Origin of the sequence: Sphingomonas sp. SORGH_AS_0789 (genome assembly GCF_031453055.1) — a bacterium.
Taxonomy (GTDB): domain Bacteria; phylum Pseudomonadota; class Alphaproteobacteria; order Sphingomonadales; family Sphingomonadaceae; genus Sphingomonas.
Genome location: NZ_JAVIYV010000001.1, coordinates 3,226,366 through 3,242,965 on the forward strand (window position 1 = coordinate 3,226,366; position 16,600 = coordinate 3,242,965).

Sequence of the window (16,600 nt, forward strand, 5' to 3'; positions counted from 1 at the left end):
CCGCCCCCGGTCAGCGCTGCCGCCGGAGCGACAGGGTGGGCACCGCCTTGCTGGTGTCGAGCGCGGCGCCGCGCCCCGAAAGCGAAGGATTGGTCATGAAATACCGATGCAGGTTGAAGGGGCGATCGCCCGGTTCGTCACGGACATAGCGGCCATCCGGCTCCAGTTCCCAGCTCTGTTCGTTGTCGAGCAGGTTGGCGACCATGACCTGGTCGAGGATCTGATCGTGGACGGTCGGATTTAGGATGGGCAGCATATATTCGACCCGCCGGTCGAAGTTGCGGGGCATCCAGTCGGCCGAGGAAATGAAGAGTTTGGCCGCGTCATGGGGCAGCGCCTTGCCGTCGCCGAACGCCCAGATGCGGCTATGCTCCAGAAAGCGGCCGACGACCGATTTCACCCGGATATGATCCGACAGGCCGGGGACGCCGGGGCGCAGGCAGCAGATGCCGCGCACGATCAGGTCGATCTCGACGCCCGCACCGCTCGCCTCGTACAGCTTTTCGATGATCAGCGGATCGACCAGCGAGTTCATCTTGGCCCAGATGCTGCCCTTTCGGCCCGCGCGGGCATGGGCGATCTCGGCATCGACCAGCGCCATCAGATTGTGCCGCAGGTCGCGCGGCGACAGGCTGACCCGGTTCATCGCCACGGGTTCGACATAGCCGGTGATGTAGTTGAACATCTGCGCCGCATCGCGCCCGATGGCTGGGTCGGCAGTGAAGAAGCTGAGATCGGTATAGATGCGCGCGGTGACGGGGTGATAATTGCCCGTGCCGAAATGGCAGTAGGTGCGGAAGTCGCCGCCCTCGCGCCGGACGACCATCGACACCTTGGCATGCGTCTTCCAGTCGATGAAGCCATAGACGACTTGGACGCCCGCCCGCTCCAGCGCGGAGGCCCAGTAGAGATTCTGCTCCTCGTCAAAGCGCGCCTTCAGCTCGACGATCGCGGTCACCGACTTGCCCGCCTCGGCCGCCGCGATCAGGGCGTTGATGACCGCCGACTGCTTGCCCGCGCGGTAGAGGGTCTGCTTGATCGCCACCACATCCGGGTCGACCGCCGCCTGCTTCAGAAAGGCGATGACCGCCTCGAACGTCTCATACGGATGGTGGACGACGATGTCCTTGGCCTTGATCGCGGCGAAGCAGTCGCCCGCGAACTCGCGGATCCGTTCGGGAAAGCGCGGCGTATAGGGCGGGAATTTCAGGTCCGGCCGATCCGCATCGACCAGCATGTCGAGATCGCCGATGCCGAGCAGATTCCCGCTCTCGGTGATGATCGCATCCGTGCCGCCCAGTTCGTCGCGCAGCACGTCGGCCAGTTCGTCGGGCATCCCCGTCTCCAGCTCCAGCCGGATGACACGCCCGCGCCGCCGCCGCTTGATCGCATTGGCGAAATAGCGGACCAGATCCTCGGCCTCCTCCTCGATCTCGATATCGCTGTCGCGCAGGACGCGGAAGGTCGCCGCGCCGTTGACGACATAGCCGGGGAACAGCAATCCCGAAAAGCGGCGCAGGATCGTCTCGATCGACACATAGCGCGTCCCCTCGCCCGGAAGACGGACAAAGCGCGGCATCGTCGCAGGGATCATCACCAGCTCGCGGATCGGCGCCTTGTCCGACACGCGGGTCAGGTCGAAGATCATCGACAGCCCCTTGTTCGGGATGAACGGAAAGGGGTGCGCAGGATCGAGCGCCTGGGGGGTCAGGATCGGGAAGATCTGGTCGCGGACATGCCCCTCCAGCCAGGCGCTGGCCTCGGCATCGATCGCATCGCGGCGCAACACGAAAATGCCCGCCGCGTCGAGCAGGTTGCGCAGGTCGCCCCAGACCTCCTGCTGGCTGGCCATCAGCCGGTCCGCCTCGGCGACGATCTCGTTCAGCTGCTGTCCCGGCGTCAGCCCGTCGACCGAGCGCTGCTCGACGTCCTGCGCCTGCTGCCCCTTCAGGCCCGCAACGCGGACCATGAAGAATTCATCGAGGTTCGAGCCTGAGATGGACAGGAAGCGAAGCCGCTCGAGCAGCGGATGCGCGGTGTTGCACGCTTCTTCCAGCACGCGCCGGTTGAAGGCCAGCCAGGACAGCTCGCGATTGAAATAGCGCCCGTTCGGCTCCCGCGTGACATGATCGTCGTCCGGTTCGGACATTTGCGCGATATGGGCAGGCCGGGTCATCGTTTCTCGCTTGGTTCGCGGGGCTCAGGGCTCGGCGATCAGACCGGCCCCGATCAGGGTGGAACGTGCAAGGGCAATCGATAAGCGCGCGCGCCGTTCCATCGCCCCCTGATCCAGCATATCCACCGCGCGGATGACAGAAAGGTGACTACGCTCGATCCGCGCGGTCAGCCATTCGATCAGATCGGGCCGCGCATCGAGGCCGCGCCGCTGGAACAGCAGCTCGAACAGGGCGGCAACCAGCTCGTCGTCGGGTGCTCCGATTTCGGCCAGGCTGCTATTGGCGAGCCGCGACCGCAGGTCGGGCAGCTTGACCGCCCAGCGCGGCGGCGCGGCGTCGGCGACGATGACCAGCGGTCGGCGTTCGGCCTGCGCCGTGTTCCAGGCATGGAAGATCTGGACCTCGGGCACGCGCTCGGCATCGTCGATGATCGTACCGCCGCTGCGCGCGGCGAAGATGCGCGCCAGCAGCGACCGCCCCGACTTGCGCGGGCCGGTCAGGATCGCGGCCATGGTCGGCCATTTTTCCCATTGCTCCAGCATGCGCGCGGCAAGCCGGTTGGAATCGGTCAGCAGGAACGCGTCCGACAAGGGGTCCGCTGGCCATTCCAGCGGAAGCGCCATTTGGTTCATCCGGTGATCACATTATCCGATGGAGGCGCAGGCGCCTGGACTTGGGGGGCGCGACGAATGCGAAGCGTCGTGCCGGACCCTGAAACCTGATAGCCGCGCTGTTCCAGCGCGCGGCGAAGCTGCTCGGGGTCGCCGTCATAGGTCACGCCCATCAACGACACGCCCCCCAGCGCCAGGCTGGTGGTGGCGGCCCGCACGACCCCCGGAATGCCGCGTACGAGGCTTTCGGCATTGGCGACCGCGCTGGCACTGGGCGCATCATATTGCAGCGTGACCGATATCCCCGCGCCCGACGGGGCGATGGCGCTATCGAGGCCGGCGACGGGTTCGTCGCCGCCCATGCTGTCGTCGGTGATCGGCACCTCCGGCTTGGGCGGCGGCGCGAGTGTCGAATCGGGGTGAAGCGTCCCGCCCGCCAGCGCACGCTGGTACAGGCCATCGAGCCGCGCCACGCCGGTATCGAGCAGTTGCGGCAGCGCATCGGTGCTGCCGACGCGCAACGTGACCGTGCCGAGCAGGACATTGTCGGGGCCGTGCCGTGCCTCGAAGACGCCGATCACCGGCCCGCCGGGCCACTGGCGATAGAGGCGGACGACCGGGATCAGGATGTCCGATGCGCCATATTGGTCGAGGATCGTCCGCCACCAGCCACGCGACCGGCGACCGATCTGTCCCGCATTCAGCAGCAACGGATCCATGCCGGTGCCGGAGGGACGGATATAGTCGATGCTGCTATTGCCCGTCCGGAACCGCGCCCAGGCCAGCTGCCACGGCGTCCGGCTCTCGAACATCTGCGCGCTGCCGCCCGAAATCTGAAGGGGCATGACCAGCATCGGCGGCGAGCGATCGGCATAGGCCGACACGCCCAACACCGAGGCAGCCCGCACCCGATCGAACAGGACCCCCAGCCGCGCGACATAGCGGGTCGGCCCGATCTCCTCATTTTCCACCACGATGCCCGAGACGAGCGAATCGAGCAGGCCGTCGGACGCGCCGACGCCGCCACGCCCCAGCCGCTGCGCCAGCATCGCCCAGGCCTTTCGCTGCGCGATTCGCCAGCCGCCGAGCCGCGCGGCCTCCGCCGTGCTGCCCGACACGTCGACCGTCACGCCGGTGACTTCATAGGCCCCGCCGCTGTCGACGGGCGCGACGCCGCGATCCTGTCCTTCGATCTGGGCCAGGACCGCACCGCCCCCTGCGCCCACCGCGACAAGGGCGGTCAGGCCATACATCAATGAGGGCAATCGCAAACGCATCGCGGCCTTTTGGCGAAGCAGGCGTGGAAATCCAAGCGCGATATAGCTAACGGGCAAACATGACCGACAACAGCACGCCGTCCACCACCCCGTCGCCCGCCGAAACCGGCGCTCCCTACACCTATGCCGATGCGGGCGTTTCGATCGCCGCGGGCAACGCGCTGGTCCGCGCCATCGGCCCGCTCGCCAAGGCGACGCGGCGGCCGGGCGCCGACGCCGATCTGGGCGGGTTCGGCGGCTTCTTCGACCTGAAGGCGGCGGGCTTCACCGATCCGCTGCTGGTCGCCGCCAATGACGGCGTGGGCACGAAGCTGAAGCTGGCGATCGAGCATGATCGCCATGACGGGGTCGGCATCGACCTGGTCGCGATGTGCGCCAACGACCTGGTCGTACAGGGCGCCGAGCCCTTGTTCTTCCTCGATTATTACGCCACCGCCAAGCTGGAGGGCGATGTTCCCGAGCGGGTCATCGCCTCGATCGCCGAAGGCTGCCGCATCGCGGGCTGCGCGCTGATCGGTGGCGAGACCGCCGAGATGCCGGGCATGTATGCGGCGGGCGACTATGACCTGGCGGGTTTCTGCGTCGGCGCGGTCGAGCGGGACCAGGTGCTGACGGGAAGCGGGATTTCCGACGGCGACGTGATCCTCGGCCTCGCCTCGTCGGGGGTCCACTCCAACGGCTTCTCGCTGGTTCGCCGCCTTGCCGCCGACAAGGGATGGAAGCTCGATCGTCCCGCATTGTTCGATCAGGAGCGGCTGCTGATCGAGGCGCTGATGGCGCCGACTCGGATCTACGTCCGCTCGCTGCTTCCCTCGCTCAAGGCCGGGACGATCAAGGGGCTCGCGCACATCACCGGCGGCGGTCTGCTCGAAAACATCCCGCGTGTCCTGCCCAAGGGCGTCCATGCCGTGGTCGATGCGGATCGCTGGGAACAGCCGCGTCTGATGGCGTTCCTGCAGGCGCAGGGCGGGATCGAACCCGAGGAAATGGCGCGCACCTTCAACTGCGGCATCGGTATGGCGGTGGTCGTCGCGGCCGACCAGGCCGAAGCGCTGGCCGCCACCCTGACCGACGCGGGCGAAACCGTACTGACCATCGGCCGGATCGAGGCGGGCGAGCGTGGCTGCACCGTCACCGGCTCGGCGGGCACCTGGAGCGCCAAGGCGGACTGGACGGCGACCCATGCGGCCTGACGGCCCGGTCAAGGTCGGCATCCTGATTTCCGGCCGCGGTTCCAACATGCAGTCGCTGGTCGCCGCTTCGCAGGGCGGCGACCCGGCTTATCATGTCGCCCTCGTCGCCTCGGACAAGCCCGAGGCGGCCGGGCTGGCCTGGGCGGCGGAGCGGGGCATCGCGACCTTCGCGCTGTCGCCCAAGGGGATCGGCAAACCCGCCTATGAAGCGGCGATCGACCAAGCGCTGCGCGACGCGGGCGTGGAGGTGATCGCGCTGGCGGGCTATATGCGGCTGCTGTCGGGCGATTTCGTGCGCCGCTGGGAGGGCCGTATTCTCAATATTCATCCCTCGCTCCTGCCGCTCTACAAGGGGCTCGACACCCATGCGCGCGCGATCGCGGCGGGCGATGCCAAGGCGGGGTGTTCGGTCCATATCGTGACCGAGGAACTGGATGATGGCGAGGTGCTGGGCCAGGCGGAGGTGTCGATCCTGCCGGGTGACGATGCCGGGGCACTTGCCGCGCGCGTTCTGGTCGAGGAACATCGTCTCTATCCCCGCATCCTCTCGGAGTTCGTGCGCCGATGACCGATAATCTGGCCCGCATTCGCGACATCGCCCTACTGCTGCCCGGTGTCACCGAGGACCTGCACGACGGCGAAACCCGGTTCCTGGTCGAAGGCGAGCCCTTTGCGCGGGTCGCTGACGGGGCGTCGGGGCTACACCTGTGTGTCGCCGACGAAGGCGCCGCGCCGCACTGGACGAGCATCGCGCTGTCGGCCGACAGCGACTGGACGCTGGTCGAGGACCGGATCGCGCGCAGCTGGGAACTGGTCGCGCCGACCGAATTGCTCGAGGCGGGCGGGCGATGAGCCAATCGGCGGGCGACGAGGCCGCTGACCGCGCCAAGTCGCGGCGGCGATTGCTGAGCCTGGCCGAGTTCGTGGCCGTGGCAGGCCTGCTCGTCGCCGCGCTGACGCTCTATCTGAACTGGTCGCAGCGCCGCAGCGATGCCGCCGACAAGGCCGCCGCCGCCAGCGCGCAACGCAACGACCGTGCCCGGCTGGACCTGACCGCGACCGCCGAAGGCGACGGCCGCCGCCTCGCGCTGCGCGACCCGAATCATGACCTGCAGGACGTGACGATCGATTTCCCGGCAAAGTCGGGGATCGCCCGGCAGGCGCCCGTCGGCGACCCCGTGATCGATGCGGGGCCGATCGCCGACCCGATCCTGGCCCTGACCGATGGCCAGGCGGATACGAAGGAAGGCCGACTGCCGGTGCTGATCACGACCCGCTATTGGGACGGCGATACCGCGCGGACGGCGAGCGGGCTGTACGACGTGGTCTGGAGCACGCATGGTCGCCTGCTGCGAGGCCGGACGCTGCGCCTGGAAGGACTGCGGCTGCGGGACCGTCACGGCACGATGGCCAAGCTGAACGCCGCCTGGGCGACGAAGCACGGCTAAGGCCCCTCAGGAGTTCGAGGGGCGCTGGTCATTCATCGTGCGATGATGGCATTGGCATTGATGATGCGGCTTATGTCGCGTTTGTCTATTAATCGCCAGATCGGCGCTCGCTCAGAGGATGGACCACATGATGCGCTTCTGCATGCCGAAGACGGCCATGATCGCCGCTTGTTCGGACGGCAGGCGGGAACTACCAACCCGGAGATCGTCGCTTAGCGGTCAAATGCTCCCTGCCCGTTCGACGACCAGCACACGCGCAGGTCCGATCGGCACGGCGCGATGGGTGTCGCCGGGTTCGGCGTGGAAGATCGCTCCTGGCGTCAGGCGATGGACGTGCTCCTCGCCCCGCTCGCGCACCTGCATGTCGACCATGCCGTCCAGCACGACAAACACCTCGGCACCGTCATTAACGTGCCAGATATAGGGCTGGTCCGTCCAGTGGAGCCGAACCGATACCCCGTCGATCTCCGCGATATCAAGCGCCGCCCAGGGGCGATGGCCGGTGAACGTGGCTGCTTCGATGATCTTCATCACGACCTCCCTTGTCGCGGCTCCCATGCTATGGGACGAGGTGATTGGCGAGATTGCGGATCGCCGTCAGTGACGACGTTTCGAAAGCGCCCATGAACCGGACCGGCATGACCCTGGACGAGACCGACCGGAAACTGGTGGCATTGTTGCGCCATGACGCGCGCCGGACGACCACCTCGCTGGCCCGCGCGTTGAACCTGTCGCGCACCGCCGTGCAGGCCCGTATCGCGCGGCTGGAACGTGACGGGATCATCCAGGGCTATAGCGCGATGATCGCGCCCGATGTCGTCGCGGGCGTCCAGGCGCTGGTGACGCTTTGCCTGGCGGTTCGCCCGTGTCGGCGGATCACCGACCCGCTCCTGTCCTGGCCCGAGGTGGAGCGTATCTATGCCATCGCGGGCGACCGGGACGCGGTGTTGGTCGTGTCGGTCGCGTCGCCACAGGCGCTGTCGGAATTGGCGGACCGGCTGCGAGCGGTGGAGGGCATCGCCTTAGTGGAGACGACCGTCATCCTGTCGGCATGGGCGGGGTGCCCGGAAAAGCCCTGATCCGCGACGGGCGGGTTGCGCAATGGCCGCCCCGTCGCATAGCGTGGCATCAATAGCTTCATAAACGGGGAAATTTCATGGATCGTCGCACCTTCATGCTGTCCGGTGCCGCGGCCGTCGGGCTTGGTGCATTGCCCGCCCGTCCGGCCTCCGCGCAGGCTTCGGGCGGTCCGGCGGCGGCTTTGCCGGGGGACGCGCGGCTGAATGCGGTCTTTGACCAGGTGCTGGGCGAAACCGTGCGCCAGTCGCCGGAATTCGCAACCTCACTGGGCTTCGATACCGGCACGAACACCGATCTGCGGCACAAGTTGAGCGACAACAGCTATCAGGCGATCGCCAAGGATCTCGCCCGCAATCGCAAGGCCCATGCGCTCGTCGCCGCCGTCGACCCTAGTTCGTTATCGCCGCAAGCCCGCATCGACCGCGAAGTCGTGCTGTACAATATCAAGTCCAACATGGTCGGCCCGGAGCAGTTCGGCCTCTCCTCGCCGCAGGGGCCCTATCCGATCTCGCAGCAGGACGGCGTGTATTTCTCGCTGCCCGATTTTCTGGCCTCGACCCATCCGGTCAAAACCGCCGACGATGCCGAAGCCTATCTCGATCGCCTCGCATTGATGGGGCGTCAGCTCGATAACGAAACCGAGGTTCAGCGGCGCGAGGCGGCAAAGGGGCGGCTCGCCCCCGACTTCTCGATCGATCTCGCGCTTGGCCAGATGGCGAAGCTCCGGTCGCCCGCCCCGGCCGACAGCCAGCTTGTCCAGGCCCTGACCCGCCGCACCGGCGCGGCGAACATCGCTGGCGACTGGCAGGGGCGTGCCGCCCGGATCGTCGCCCAGCAGGTCTATCCCGCGCTTGATCGCCAGATCGCGCTGTTGCGGTCGCTTCGCCCTTCGGCACGCAGTGCCGCCGGCGTTTGGGCGCTGCCGGACGGCGAGGCGCTCTATGCCGCGGCCCTGGCGCAGGCGACCACCACGACCCTGTCGCCGGACGCGGTACATCGCATGGGGCTGCAACAGGTGGCCGAGCTGACCGCACAGCTCGAACCCATTCTGCGGAGCCAGGGTCTGAACAAGGGGAGCGTCGGCGCGCGCCTCGACCAGCTCAACCGTCTGCCGACCCAGTTGTTCGCTGATACCGACGCGGGACGCGGCGAGCTGCTCGCCAGCCTCAATGCCAGCGTCCAGGCGATGCAGGCGCGCCTGCCGCAGGCGTTCACCAACCCGCCCAATGCCCCGCTCGAGATCCGCCGCGTCGCGCCTGAGATTCAGGACGGCGCGCCCAATGGCTATTATTTCCGCGCGCCGCTCGATGGTTCGCGCGCCGCGATCTATTGGATCAACCTCAAGAGCGTGCACGACTGGCCGAAATACACATTGCCGAGCCTGACCTATCATGAAGGCGTGCCGGGCCATCACCTCCAGATTTCGACCGCCCAGCGCGCGCCAACCCACCCGCTGCGCAAGATCGCCTTCTTCAATGCCTATCTCGAAGGCTGGGCGCTCTATGCGGAGCAACTGGCCGACGAACTCGGCGGCTATGCCTCGCCGGTCGAGCGCGCAGGTTATCTCCAATCCTTCCTGTTCCGCGCCGCGCGGCTGGTGGTCGATACCGGCATCCATACCAAGCGCTGGACGCATGATCAGGCGACCAAATATCTGGTCGACACGGTCGGCTTCGCACCCGGTCGCTCGCAGCGTGAGATCGAACGCTATTGCGTCTCGCCGGGTCAGGCATGCAGCTACAAGATCGGCCACGCCGCCTGGCTGCGCGCGCGGGAAAAGGCCAAGGCGATCGCGGGCGACCGCTTCGACCTCAGGCATTTCCACGACGTGCTGGAGTCCGGCGCGATGCCGCTGTCGATGCTCGAGCGGATCGTCGAGGAACGGGCCCGCGCTGTCTGACGGCTGCTATTCGGCCCCTCGTTCCGGGGGGATGAAGCTGACATGGTCGAGGCGCCACGACCGATCCGGGGCGCCCGGCCAGAACGCCGCCGGATCATAGCCGCCGTCCTCCGGCAAGGCACCGACGACCTGGGCGCCGATGACGCGTCCTGTCTCGCGCAGGCGCACTTCGGCGCCCGGGAAGCGGGCGTTCAACGCTGCATGCAGCGCCGAGGCATCGTCGGCCACGCGCTCCCCGTCGAGCGCGCGGGGGGCGCCGTCGATCAATTCCGCCGCCGCCGACTTTAGCGAGCGCAGCCCGTCATTCAGAATATCCAGCGAGATCAGGCCCGCCGCGACCGCATCTGCCCACCAATAGCCCAGCCCGATACCGATCACCCCGCCGATCCCGGCTACCCCCGTCATCCAGTTGGCCTTCTGCGTCATCGCATCCGTTAAGAGCGTCTTGTCGTTCAGTTCGCGCGCGAGCGGCAGCTTCAACCGGCCGAGGACGATCGGCACGACGATCGAATAGACCTGAGCGGCCACCATCAGCCAACCCAGCCAGATTTCCCGCCCAGCGATCATCACCGAGGTGACGGTGGCATGCTCCTGCCCGATCAGGCTCATCGCCGAGGTTACCAGCAGGACGCCGCCGAGAGCGGTGAGCGCGGCGGCGGCCAGTGCGAAGGCGACGCTCGGCGCGCGGGCGAAGCCGTTCGGAAAGAGCGCGGTGGGCGGACGTCTCTCCAGGCGCGCCGAGATCAGGAAGACGATCGGCGGGACCAGGCTGAGGCAGTCCTCGATCCAGGCCGTCTTCATCGCCTGGCTTGCCCCCATCGCCGCCCCCATGACGGCGATCACGCTGATCGTCCAGGCCAGCGACCACCACTCCAGCCGTTGCGCGCGGGCGAAGACGGGTTTCAAATGCGGGGGCAAGACGTCCTTGCTCATCGGTTCGGCGCCTCCGCTCTTGTTTCGCGTTCGACCAGCGTGATCCACGCATTCTCGCCGTTCCGGGCGACGATATGCGATGCCGTCACGGCCTTGCCTTCGTCATGGCGGCGGTACGGCAGACCGAGCGCGACGCGCTTCGCCCAGGGGGATTTCGCGTCGAAGCGCCCGCCGACGACGAGGTCCAGTTGTCCCGCTTCCAGTCGGAGAAGCAGCGGCTCGAGCGTACCGCCGACGACCATGGGCGCAGCACCGGTCCGCGCGGCAATCCGGGTCAGGATCCTGTCGGCAACCGCCATGTCCCCTCGCTCGGCACCCTCGACCACCCCAACGCGAATGGCTCGGCTCGCGCGGACGGTCTCCAGCGTTCCCTCGGGGTCGCGCGGAATGTCGCCACAGCCCGCGAGCAGGAGAAGCGGCAGCCAGACGAATTTCATCGACGGTCTGCGCCAATGCGAAGGACATTCCTCATGACCCATAGCAGCGGGATTTTCCTTTCGATGCAAGCACATTGGGTCAGGCGCGTGATATTGTCCGCCCTGCCCGCTGGCCGCCCCCGATCGCAACGGCCCACAAACCATTTGCGCCATAATAGATAGATAGCTATCTATATTTCGAAATGTCCGATTCTCGACGTCATCTGGAACGGCGATTGGCGACCACGCTGATCCCGCTGGCCCGCGCCTACAGGCGGCATCTCGACCGTGCCTTGGCAGGGCTGTCGCTTTCGCACTCGTCCGCGCTTGCCGTCATGTTGCTCGGCCGGATGGAGGACGGGGTGCGCCAGGGCATGTTGGCGGAGCAGCTTGGCGTCGAAGGGCCGACGGTCGTGCCGCTGGTCGACCAGATCGAGCGCGCGGGCCTTGCCGAGCGGCGGCCGGATGCCAGCGACAAGCGCGCCAAGACGATCCATCTTACCCCGGCGGGTCGTTCGCTCGCCGCGCTGGCAGAAACCCGCTCGGCGGAAATCCGGTCCGCGCTCTTTGCCGATATCCCGGCCGAAGATCTGGCCATCGCGATCACCGTGGTGGAACGGCTCAGCCAGGCGATCGGCGCGTCCGAGACGGATTGAGCCCATGCGGATCGGCGTGCGGCAGGCGGTGTTTTCCGCCAATTGTTTCGTGGCGGCGATGCTGGCGCTGTTCGTGTCGTTCCGGCTCGGGCTGGATCGACCCTTCTGGGCCATGGCGACCGTCTATATCACCAGCCAGCCGCTGACCGGCGCGGTCCGATCCAAGGCCGTGTTCCGCCTCCTCGGGACGATCGTCGGGGCCAGCGCCACCGTCGTGCTGATACCCTTGCTGGTCAACGCGCCGATCTTGCTGTCGCTTGCGCTCGCGCTCTGGGTTGCGGGCTGCCAGTTCGTCTCACTGCTCGACCGTACGCCGCGATCCTATCTGTTCATGCTGGCGGGCTATACGGCGGCGCTCGTCGGGTTTCCCAGCGTCACCCACCCGGAGGCGATTTTCCAGGTGGCGGTGCTGCGCGCCCAGGAAATCGGGATCGGCGTGACCTGTGCCGCTATCGTCCACGCGGTCGTCTGGCCGCGCAGCGTCACCGCCCTGCTCCGCACGCGCATCCAGGCCGTGATGGGCGAGGCGGAAAGCTGGATCGTCGACTCGCTCGCGCCGGAGCCTCTGGCCCATACGGATGCGAAGCGCCGCCGCCTGGCCGGAGACGTCACCGAACTTCACGTCATGGCCACACATGTGCCGTTCGATACCGACGCGCAGCGACCGACCACAGCGGTACTGGCGGCGTTGCAGGATAGGCTGGTTCTCCTTGTCCCGCTCGTCTCGGCCGTGGAGGACCGCATACGCAGCCTTTCGGTCCTGCACGCCCTTCCCGCCCCCGTCGCGGCGCTGATCGACGATGTCCGGCGCTGGGTCCGCGAGCCCGACAGTGCGGAACCTGCCGCGCTCGTCGCGCGCTGCGCCGCGCTGGCGGCGGACGAGCCCATGCGGTCATGGGGTAGCCTACTGATCGCCAATCTGCTCGCCCGTCTCGGCGAACTGGTCGTGGCGCTCGACACGGCGCGGCATGTCGCCGTGCAGGCGACCGCGCCCGACACCCCGATGCCCGAGCCCGTCCGGGCCCTGCTGCGCGAGCGGCAGCGCCGCCCGCTCCACCGGGATTATGCGCTGGCGGCGCTGTCCGCCGCGGCAACCGCAATCGCGGTCCTGGGCTGCTGCGCTTTCTGGATTGTGGCCGCCTGGCCCGAGGGAGCGGTGGCGGCGATGATCGCGGCCGTCGTATGCTGTTTCTTTGCGACGATGGACGATCCGGTTCCGGCCCAGCGTGGTTTCCTGATCTGGACCGCCGTATCGCTGCCGCTGACCGCCCTCTATCTCTTTGCGCTGCTTCCACTGGTGCACAGCTTCGAGATGCTGGCGCTGGTGCTGGCCCCGATGCTCCTGATCGCCGGTGCCCTGCTCGCGCTGCCGCACTGGTATGGCCGGATGATGCCGATGATCATCGGCATCGCGGGGGGGCTGGCGTTGACCAACAACTTCTCCGCCGATGCCGTTGGTTTCTTCAATGGCAGCATCGCCCAGCTGGTCGGCGTGGCGGCCGCGATCTTTGCGACGCGTGTCTTTCGCAGCCTTGGCGCGGGAACGGCCGTTCGGCGGCTGCGTCGTGCGGGCTGGCGCGAACTGGCCGATCTTGCGTCTGGTCCGTCCAGCCTTGCGATCGCCAGTTGGAAGAGCCGGATGCTCGACCGGGTGGGGCTGCTCGCCGCGCGGGTCGGCGATGTCGACCAGGCGGACCGCGATGTCGCCATGGCGACGCTGCGCGATCTCCGGGTGGGCGTGAATGTGGCTCAGCTGGCGCCGGGCGGGGGCGACGATAACGCAGCGCTGGCCGCGTTGCGCAACGAGATCGCCGTGCATTTCCGCAACGGCGACCCCGACACGACGGCAGCACCCGCATCCACCCTGCTCGCCCGGATCGATGCCGCCATCGCCTCCGCGATCGACCTGCCGGCTTCCGAAAGCCGGTGGAACGAGCTTGCCGCGTTGACCGGACTGCGGCGCAACTTCTTTCCGGGGGCCGCTCCCTGGGACATGCGGGAGGAAGCGGCATGACGGGGGAAGTCGATCTTGCCGGGGTCTATGTCCACCCGCTGTTGATCGCCGCCATTCTGGCGTTCGTCGCTGCGGAAGCGATCGCCTGGGCGCTTGGGCGGCTGCGACTATATCGCTTCGTCTGGCATCGTGGCCTGTTCGACGTGGCGCTTACCATTCTCCTTTGGGCGGGCTTCGCCGCGCTCCTCAACGGCGGCGATGTGGCCGCTCTTTTCGGTTAGTGAAATGAAGAAGACTGCATTTCTGCGCGTCGCCGTGACGCTGATGGTCGTCGCCCTCGCCGGGTTCGCCGGGCAACGGCTATGGGCGCATTATGAGGAAGATCCCTGGACCCGCGACGGCCGGGTCCGCGCCGATGTGATCCAGGTGGCGCCCGATGTGTCCGGGCTGGTCACCTCGGTCCTCGTCCGCGATAACCAGCAGGTGGCCGTCGGCACGCCGTTGTTCGAGGTCGACCGGCCGCGTTACCGGCTGGCCGTGGCGCAGGCGCAGGCGGCGGTCGCCGCCCAGCAGGTGCAGCTTGCCCAGGCGCGACGCGAGGCCCGACGCAACCAGTCGCTGGGGGATCTGGTCGCCGGGGAAGTCCGCGAACAGAGCATGGCCAAGGTCGCCCAGCTCGATGCTTCGCTGGCCCAGGCCCGCACGGCGCTGGACACCGCCCGCCTCAACCTGGCCCGGACGATGGTACGCGCCAGCGTCGCCGGCACGGTCACCAATTTGGAGCTTCGTCCCGGCGACTATGCGAGTGCCGGTCACCCCGAATTTGCGATCATCGACCGGAGTTCGCTCCACATCATCGGCTATTTCGAGGAGACGAAGCTGCCCCGCATCCATGTCGGCGATCCCGTGCAGATCCGCCTGATGGGTGAAGGAGCGACCATTGCGGGGCACGTGCAGAGCATCGCTGGCGGCATCGAGGATCGCGATCGCAATTCGGGCGCGAACCTGCTCGCCAATGTGAACCCGACCTTCAGCTGGGTTCGGCTGGCACAGCGCATCCCCGTCCGCATCACCATCGATCAGCTGCCCGCCGGGATCGCGCTGGTGGTCGGCCGAACCGCGACGGTCGAGATATTGCCGCCAGCGACACCGGCTCGGCCAAAGGGGGTACGGGCATGAGGCGCCACCCGCTCGCCTCTTCCTTCATGGCGGCCCTGCTTGCGGGCTGTGCAGCGGCGGGGCCTGATTATCACAGGCCCGCCACAGCCGTTGCGGAACGCCCCAGTGCGACGGGCGGCTTTGTAAGCGGTACTTCCAAGGCCTTCACCCCTGCCCCACTGCCGGACCATTGGTGGAAGTTGTACAGCGATCCGGTGCTGGACCGACTGGTCGAGGACGCACTCGCCCATAATACGGACCTGCGCGTCGCCAGCGCCAATATCGCACGCGCCAATGCCGCGCTCGGCCTTGCCGAGCAGGCTCGCCAGCCAAGGACCGAGATCGAGGCCGCGCCCGGCTATGCCCAGCGATCGGCGGAGGAGGAATTGCTGCCCGGCACGCCCCTGCCCTCGTCCTTCGTCTATTCGGCGCGGGCGGGTATCTCCTATCAGGTCGACCTTGCCGGGCAGATCCGGCGCGCCGTCGAAGCGGCCGGGGCGGATGTCGCAGCGACCCAGGCCGCCTATGACGCGACACGCGCGACCGTCGTGGCGGATACGACCCGCGCCTATCTCGATGCCTGTGCCGCTGGGCGGGAGATCGGCATTGCGCAGCAGGCGGTGGCTCTCCAGGCGCGCACGACGACCCTGACGCAGCGGCTGATCCGCGCCGGACGCGGCATCGCGCTCGACGCGACCCGGTCGCGGGCGCAGGAGGAACAGGTCCGCGCCACCTTGCCGAGCTTGCTCGGGGCCAGGCAGGTCGCGCTGTTCCGTCTGGCGACGCTGACCGGCCGCCCGCCCGCCGAGTTCGATCGCCAGGTTGCGGCCTGTACGCAGGAGCCCCGTCTCGACCGGGCCATTCCGATCGGCGACGGCGCAGCGCTGCTGCAACGTCGTCCGGACGTGCGCCGCGCCGAATTGGAATTGCACGCCGCCACGGCCAGGATCGGGGTCGCGGAAGCGGAACTCTACCCGCGCATCACCCTCGGCGCCTCGGTGGGCTCGGTCGGCCTGCTGCGCAACGCACTCGGCAGCGACACCTATAAATTCTCGCTGGGGCCACTGATCAGTTGGGAGTTTCCGAACCGTGGACGGGTCCGCGTGCGCATCGCCAGCGCGCAGGCCGAGGCCGACGCCGCCTATGCCAGGTTCGACGGAACGGTCCTCGCCGCGTTGCGTGAGACCGAAACCGCCCTGACCATTTACGCGCGGGACTTGGATCGCCGTGCGGCGCTAACCGCCGCCCGCGATCAGTCCGCTCGCGCTGCGAATGATGCCGAACGGCTGTTCAAAGCGGGACGCACGGGTTTTCTGTCCGTCCTCGATGCCCAACGCACGCTGATCGGCGCAGAGCAGACGCTCGCGGCGGCGGACAGCCGGCTGGCGGCGGACCAGGTTCAGCTGTTCCTGGCATTGGGGGGCGGCTGGCAGATTTAGCCTTCCGGACAAGTAAAACCGGGGGTTTTCCCCAGATATGGCCGGGCAACCGGAGTTCCAGCTTTCAATAAGGATCACCCTTCCGGTCGGCCGTGCTACGCTCGATCCGTCGTCCCTGACCAGCCGCTCCGCATATTCCAGAGCAGCCCTGCCATGATACACGCGGCCCCGCCGACGAGCACCGACGGTCGGATACCAAGGCGGACAGCCGAACGGTCGAGCAACACCTCCCCTCGACCGACGGCGTTGACCAGTCGCGGCACAATTTGCGTGTCGATGAAATATTTCGGAGCCGAGGGCCCCGTCGTCTTTTTCAGCATATAGTCGCGACCGACCGTCATGGCATTTCTCCTTTTTA

The 16,600-nt window shown here is 67.5% G+C and carries 18 protein-coding genes; 11 read left to right on the forward strand and 7 right to left on the reverse strand.

Going from position 1 to position 16,600, the window contains the following annotated elements; translation table 11 throughout:
* Positions 1–10 precede the first annotated feature (10 nt).
* From QE360_RS14800 to QE360_RS14810, 3 genes are read right to left on the reverse strand one after another with little or no spacing between them, the layout of a single operon-like run.
* Positions 11–2,176, reverse strand: coding sequence for an RNA degradosome polyphosphate kinase (locus tag QE360_RS14800; RefSeq protein WP_373424612.1), 2,166 nt, complete (start codon positions 2,174–2,176; stop codon positions 11–13).
* Positions 2,177–2,200: 24 nt separating this feature from the next.
* Positions 2,201–2,809: a chromosomal replication initiator DnaA gene (locus QE360_RS14805; protein WP_307098758.1), complete on the reverse strand. Its 609-nt coding sequence runs from the start codon at positions 2,807–2,809 to the stop codon at positions 2,201–2,203.
* Positions 2,806–4,065, reverse strand: a complete 1,260-nt coding sequence (locus QE360_RS14810) for a heavy-metal-associated domain-containing protein (protein WP_309702689.1) — start codon at positions 4,063–4,065, stop codon at positions 2,806–2,808. The genes QE360_RS14805 and QE360_RS14810 overlap by 4 nt, the downstream gene beginning before the upstream one ends.
* Before the next feature lie 59 nt (positions 4,066–4,124).
* Between QE360_RS14810 and purM the strand changes: the two genes are divergently transcribed.
* From purM to QE360_RS14830, 4 genes are read left to right on the forward strand one after another with little or no spacing between them, the layout of a single operon-like run.
* The gene (purM, locus tag QE360_RS14815) at positions 4,125–5,258 is read left to right on the forward strand and encodes a phosphoribosylformylglycinamidine cyclo-ligase (protein ID WP_309702691.1); all 1,134 of its coding nucleotides are present in this window, start codon (positions 4,125–4,127) and stop codon (positions 5,256–5,258) included.
* A complete protein-coding gene (purN, locus tag QE360_RS14820) occupies positions 5,248–5,826 on the forward strand; it encodes a phosphoribosylglycinamide formyltransferase (protein WP_309695423.1) in 579 nt (192 codons plus the stop codon). The genes purM and purN overlap by 11 nt, the downstream gene beginning before the upstream one ends.
* Entirely contained in the window at positions 5,823–6,110 is a 288-nt protein-coding gene (locus tag QE360_RS14825; RefSeq protein ID WP_309702693.1) for an MmcQ/YjbR family DNA-binding protein, read from the forward strand. The genes purN and QE360_RS14825 overlap by 4 nt, the downstream gene beginning before the upstream one ends.
* Positions 6,107–6,706 (forward strand): hypothetical protein, encoded by a 600-nt coding sequence (locus QE360_RS14830; protein ID WP_309702695.1) that lies wholly within the window; start codon positions 6,107–6,109, stop codon positions 6,704–6,706. The genes QE360_RS14825 and QE360_RS14830 overlap by 4 nt, the downstream gene beginning before the upstream one ends.
* A gap of 219 nt (positions 6,707–6,925) precedes the next feature.
* On the opposite strand, the gene QE360_RS14835 is transcribed toward QE360_RS14830, so the two are convergent.
* Positions 6,926–7,237 (reverse strand): cupin domain-containing protein, encoded by a 312-nt coding sequence (locus QE360_RS14835; RefSeq protein ID WP_309702697.1) that lies wholly within the window; start codon positions 7,235–7,237, stop codon positions 6,926–6,928.
* Positions 7,238–7,329: 92 nt separating this feature from the next.
* Between QE360_RS14835 and QE360_RS14840 the strand changes: the two genes are divergently transcribed.
* A complete protein-coding gene (locus tag QE360_RS14840; RefSeq protein ID WP_309702699.1) occupies positions 7,330–7,785 on the forward strand; it encodes an Lrp/AsnC family transcriptional regulator in 456 nt (151 codons plus the stop codon).
* 77 nt (positions 7,786–7,862) lie between these two features.
* Positions 7,863–9,686: a DUF885 family protein gene (locus QE360_RS14845; RefSeq protein WP_309702701.1), complete on the forward strand. Its 1,824-nt coding sequence runs from the start codon at positions 7,863–7,865 to the stop codon at positions 9,684–9,686.
* Between the two features lie 6 nt (positions 9,687–9,692).
* Here the strand turns inward: QE360_RS14845 and QE360_RS14850 are convergent, their stop codons facing one another.
* Both QE360_RS14850 and QE360_RS14855 read right to left on the reverse strand, forming a co-directional pair.
* Positions 9,693–10,619 (reverse strand): cation transporter, encoded by a 927-nt coding sequence (locus QE360_RS14850; protein ID WP_309702703.1) that lies wholly within the window; start codon positions 10,617–10,619, stop codon positions 9,693–9,695.
* The gene (locus QE360_RS14855) at positions 10,616–11,056 is read right to left on the reverse strand and encodes a hypothetical protein (RefSeq protein WP_309702705.1); all 441 of its coding nucleotides are present in this window, start codon (positions 11,054–11,056) and stop codon (positions 10,616–10,618) included. Before QE360_RS14855 ends, QE360_RS14850 begins: the two co-directional genes overlap by 4 nt.
* A gap of 215 nt (positions 11,057–11,271) precedes the next feature.
* On the opposite strand from QE360_RS14855, the gene QE360_RS14860 reads away from it, so the two are divergent.
* From QE360_RS14860 to QE360_RS14880, 5 genes are read left to right on the forward strand one after another with little or no spacing between them, the layout of a single operon-like run.
* Positions 11,272–11,691 (forward strand): MarR family winged helix-turn-helix transcriptional regulator, encoded by a 420-nt coding sequence (locus QE360_RS14860; protein WP_307098736.1) that lies wholly within the window; start codon positions 11,272–11,274, stop codon positions 11,689–11,691.
* Between the two features lie 4 nt (positions 11,692–11,695).
* A complete protein-coding gene (locus tag QE360_RS14865) occupies positions 11,696–13,705 on the forward strand; it encodes an FUSC family protein (protein ID WP_309702707.1) in 2,010 nt (669 codons plus the stop codon).
* Positions 13,702–13,926 carry a DUF1656 domain-containing protein gene (locus tag QE360_RS14870; RefSeq protein ID WP_309702708.1) on the forward strand — a complete coding sequence of 75 codons (225 nt, stop codon included), beginning with the start codon at positions 13,702–13,704 and terminating at the stop codon, positions 13,924–13,926. The genes QE360_RS14865 and QE360_RS14870 overlap by 4 nt, the downstream gene beginning before the upstream one ends.
* Positions 13,927–13,930: 4 nt before the next feature.
* Positions 13,931–14,824, forward strand: coding sequence for an HlyD family secretion protein (locus tag QE360_RS14875; protein ID WP_309702710.1), 894 nt, complete (start codon positions 13,931–13,933; stop codon positions 14,822–14,824).
* On the forward strand, positions 14,821–16,242 hold the full coding sequence (locus QE360_RS14880; protein ID WP_309702712.1) for an efflux transporter outer membrane subunit: 1,422 nt from the start codon (positions 14,821–14,823) through the stop codon (positions 16,240–16,242). The genes QE360_RS14875 and QE360_RS14880 overlap by 4 nt, the downstream gene beginning before the upstream one ends.
* A 95-nt stretch (positions 16,243–16,337) precedes the next feature.
* Here the strand turns inward: QE360_RS14880 and QE360_RS14885 are convergent, their stop codons facing one another.
* Positions 16,338–16,583, reverse strand: coding sequence for a hypothetical protein (locus QE360_RS14885; RefSeq protein ID WP_309702713.1), 246 nt, complete (start codon positions 16,581–16,583; stop codon positions 16,338–16,340).
* Positions 16,584–16,600 lie beyond the last annotated feature (17 nt).